The 4,098-nt window shown below is 71.1% G+C and carries 4 protein-coding genes; 2 read left to right on the forward strand and 2 right to left on the reverse strand.

All coding sequences use genetic code 11. The features are described from left to right. The first annotated feature begins 212 nt into the window (after positions 1–212). Entirely contained in the window at positions 213–1,196 is a 984-nt protein-coding gene (locus AB0J09_RS58210) for an ABC transporter permease (RefSeq protein ID WP_360711737.1), read from the forward strand. Continuing rightward, the gene (rhaS, locus tag AB0J09_RS58215; RefSeq protein WP_360711739.1) at positions 1,193–2,275 is read left to right on the forward strand and encodes a rhamnose ABC transporter substrate-binding protein; all 1,083 of its coding nucleotides are present in this window, start codon (positions 1,193–1,195) and stop codon (positions 2,273–2,275) included. The genes AB0J09_RS58210 and rhaS overlap by 4 nt, the downstream gene beginning before the upstream one ends. A 3-nt stretch (positions 2,276–2,278) precedes the next feature. Here rhaS and AB0J09_RS58220 read toward each other — a convergent pair whose 3' ends face one another. Both AB0J09_RS58220 and AB0J09_RS58225 read right to left on the reverse strand, forming a co-directional pair. Further along, the gene (locus AB0J09_RS58220) at positions 2,279–2,944 is read right to left on the reverse strand and encodes a response regulator transcription factor (RefSeq protein WP_360711742.1); all 666 of its coding nucleotides are present in this window, start codon (positions 2,942–2,944) and stop codon (positions 2,279–2,281) included. Continuing rightward, a partial coding sequence (locus tag AB0J09_RS58225) for a sensor histidine kinase (protein WP_360711745.1) occupies positions 2,941–4,098 on the reverse strand: 1,158 nt, incomplete at its 5' end. The genes AB0J09_RS58225 and AB0J09_RS58220, both read right to left, overlap by 4 nt.

The following is a 4,098-nucleotide window of genomic DNA, read 5'->3' on the forward strand; positions in this document are numbered from 1 at the left end:
TCATAGGGGTGTGGAGAGACGAGCGCGTTCAGCTTCTTGAGGGTGTAAACCGGGTCGAGATCAGCGAGTACGAAGGTGGAAAAGAGTTCGCGTCGGCGCCCTGCTGATCGCCGCCATCGTCCTTGACCGCGTGCTGGCCCTGCGCGTCGCCGCCGCGCTCCGCCGCCGGAGGTTCCACGATTCCACCGACCCCGCTTCTGGGAGGCCCGACGATGGCCGTTGATCTCGTCCGGATGGCCCGCCGGTGGGAGGGGCTCATCCTCGTCCTGCTCGCCGGCGTGATCGTGTGGGCCTCGCTGGGCGTGGACGGGTTCGCGAACGGGTCGAACGTCTCCTTCCTGCTCCTCGACACCACCGAGATCGCCCTCATGGCCCTGACCATGACACTCGTGATCGTCGCGGCCGAGATCGACCTGTCCGTGGCCTCCACTCTGGGCCTGTCGTGCGCGGTGCTCGGCCGGCTGTGGAACGCGGGGCTCCCGATCGAGGCGATCATGCCCATCTGCCTGCTGGTGGGCGCCGCGTGCGGGGCGTTCAACGGGCTGCTCGTCACCCGGCTCGGCCTGCCCTCGCTGGCGGTCACGATCGGCACGTTCGCGCTGTTCCGCGGCCTGGCGTACGTGATGCTCGGCGACCAGGCGGTGGCCGATCTGCCGCCCGCGTACACGAGCTTGGCGACGGCCTCGATCGGGCCGATCCCCCTCGCGACCGTGCTGGTCGCGGTGCTGGCGGCGGTGGCGGCCGTGGTGCTGCACGCGACGGGGCTGGGCCGGTCGATCTTCGCGCTCGGCTCGAACGTGGAGGCCGCCTTCTTCGCGGGCGTCTGGGTCAAGCGGATCAAGCTCTGGCTCTTCGCGGCCTCCGGAGTGATGGCGTCGCTGGCGTCCCTCGTCTACACGTTCCGCTACGCCAGCGCCAGGGCGGACAACGGCGTCGGGCTCGAGCTGGCCGTGGTGGCCGCCGTTCTGCTCGGAGGGGTGTCGATCTTCGGTGGGCGCGGCACGCTGCCCGGGGTCCTGATGGCGGTGCTGCTGCTCGGCGTCGTGCGCAACGCACTCATCCTCGCCGACGTGGCCAACGAGGTCCTGAACTTCGTGACGGGCCTGCTGCTCGTCGCATCCGTGCTGGCGCCGAACTTGGGGGCGGTATGGCGGCGGCGCACATCACCACAAGTGGAAGGGAAGTCCGCTTCATGACAACGCGCACCCCTTGGCGGCCCACGGCGCTCCTTGCCGGACTCATCCTGCTGACGGCCGCCTGCGGCGGCACGACGAAGAGCGACGTGGCACAGCAGTCCTCCGCCTCCGCCACAGCCGCCGCGTCGTCCGCCGCGGCCAATCCGAACGCTCCCCTCAAGCAGGGACTGAAGATCGCGTTCCTGCCCAAGCAGGTCAACAACCCGTACTTCACGATCGCCGACGGCGGCGGCGTCGAGGCCGCCAAGGAGTTCGGCGGCGAGGGCAAGGAGGTCGGGCCGTCCGACGCCAGCGCGTCCTCGCAGGTGTCCTACATCAACACGCTGATGCAGCAGAAGCAGGACGCCATCGTCATCTCCGCGAACGACCCGAACGCCGTCGTGCCCGCCCTCAAGCAGGCGATGGCCGCCGGGATCAAGGTCGTCAGCTACGACTCCGACACCGCCGCCGAGGGCCGTCACGTGTTCGTCAACCAGGCCGGCGCGGAGGACCTGGGCCGCACGGAGGTGCAGCTGCTGGCCGAGCAGATCGGGCACAAGGGCAAGATCGCCGTCCTGTCCGCCACCCCCAACGCCACGAACCAGAACACCTGGATCGACTTCATGAAGGACGAGCTCAAGAAGCCCGAGTACAAGGACATGGAGCTGGTCAAGGTCGCCTACGGCAACGACGACGACCAGAAGTCGTTCACCGAGATGCAGGGACTTCTCCGCTCGTATCCGGACCTGGCGGGCATCATCTCGCCCACGACCGTGGGGATCGCCGCGGCCGCCCGCTACCTGTCGGACTCGCCGTACAAGGGGAAAGTCAAGCTCACCGGGCTCGGCACCCCCAACCAGCTCAGGAAGTTCGTCAAGGACGGGACCATCGAGGCGTTCGAGCTGTGGAACCCGGCCGACCTGGGCTACCTGGCGTCGTACGCCGCGGCCGCGCTCGCGTCCGGGCAGATCACCGGGGCCGAGGGGGAGAAGTTCAAGGCGGGCAAGCTCGGTGAGTACACGGTCGGGGCCAAGGGCGAGGTGCTGCTCGGCAAGCCGACCGTGTTCAACAAGGACAACGTCGACAAGTTCGACTTCTGACGCTCACACCCGGCCGCGCGGCACGACCAGGCCCGTCTCGTACGCGGCGACGACGGCCTGGGTCCTGTCGCGCAGGCCGAGCTTGCCCAGGATGCGGCTCACGTGCGTTTTGACCGTCTCCTCGGTGACCACCAGCCTGGCCGCGATCTCGGGATTGGACAGGCCCTCGGCGACCAGCCGCAGGACCTGCGTCTCGCGAGGGGTGAGCGAGGAGAGCGCCGACGTGTCCGGTTTCGGGCCCAGGCGGGCGAACTCGCTGATGTGGCGGCGGGTGACCGCCGGCGCCAGCAGCGCCTCGCCGGCGGCGATGACGCGGACCGCGTCGAAGAGGCGCTCGGCCGTGACGTCTTTGAGCAGGAAGCCGCTGGCTCCCGCGCGGAGGGCGTCGTAGACGTACTCGTCGAGGTCGAACGTGGTCAGGATGAGCACCTTCGGCCCGCCGGCGAGCCGCCTGGTGGCCTCGATGCCGTCCATGACCGGCATGCGCACGTCCATGAGGACCACGTCGGGGGAGAGCTCACGGCAGGCCCGCACGGCCTCGGCCCCGTCGGCGGCGGTGCCCGCGACCTTGAAGTCGGGCTGGGTGTCGAGCAGCTCGGCGAACCCGGTCCGCACGACCAGGTGATCGTCGGCGATGACGATCCTGACCTTGGAGTGCTCGCCGCTCATCCGGCCGTCCCGTCCCTTCCCGGCAGCCGGGCCTCCACGAGGAAGCCGCCGCCGTACGCGGGGCCCGTGCGGAGCTCGCCGCCGGCCGCGGCGGCACGCTCGCGCATGCCGGACAGGCCGTGCCCGCCCCGTTCCGCGCTCGACGGCCCGGGGCCGTTGTCGCGCACCAGCAGGCGCAGGTCCTCGCCGGTGTAGTCGAGCTCCACGTCCACCGCCGCCCCCGGCGCGTGCCGCCGCGCGTTGGTGAGCGCCTCCTGGATGATCCGGTACGCGGCCAACTCCACGCCGGGGTCGAGCTCCACCGGCGAACCACGCAGGATCAGCCGGGTGCTCGTACCCGACGCCTCCCGCGCCTCGTCGATCAGCTCATTGAGCTCGTGGAGGCGCAGGCCGGGCTGGGGACGCCGGACGGGTTCGGCCTCGGCGTCCTCGCGCAGCACGCCGAGCAGCCGCCGCATCTCGGTCAGCGCCGCCCTGGCGGTGTCGCCGATCGCCAGCAGTCGTTCCGCGCCCGCCGCCGGCATCCCGGGAACGGCCACCCGGGCCGTCTCCGCCTGCACGGCCACCATGGAGATGTGGTGGGCGACCACGTCGTGCAGTTCGCGGGCGATGCGGGCACGCTCGCCGCGGGCGGTGTGCTCGAGCAGGCTGTCGGCGATGACCTGCCGGGCGGCGGTGTCGGCCGTCGCCTTGTGCCGGGCCCGCACGGCGATCCCGGCCAGCGCCGCCGCCGGGGCCAGGAACGCCAGCACCAGCGTGAGCCTCCACACGTGGTCGCCAGGACCGAGCGCCACCGCCGGCACCGCGTACGGCACGGCGACCAGCACGGCCGCCGCCTGCGACCCGTGACGGCCGAGCCGGTAGCCGGTGACCAGCTGCGCCACCACGCCCGCCACGGTCAGCGTGTGGAAAGCCGTGATCGACAGCAGGCACGCCCCGGAGGTCAGGATCGCCGCCACGGCCGGCTGGGCCCACAGCAGGGGCAGTGGCAACGTGGTGGCCAGGGCGAGCAGGGAGAAGACCACAAGGAAGAACGGCGCGTCACCTTCGCCGGCCACCGTCGCGTCCTCGCGCGGCACAGGCGCGCTGCCCACCGGGGCGCTCACGGTCTCGCTGAAGGGGGGCACGTGCCCGGCGTGCGTGACCGACTCGAC

The organism is Nonomuraea sp. NPDC049784 (genome assembly GCF_040659615.1).
Taxonomy (GTDB): Bacteria; Actinomycetota; Actinomycetes; order Streptosporangiales; family Streptosporangiaceae; genus Nonomuraea.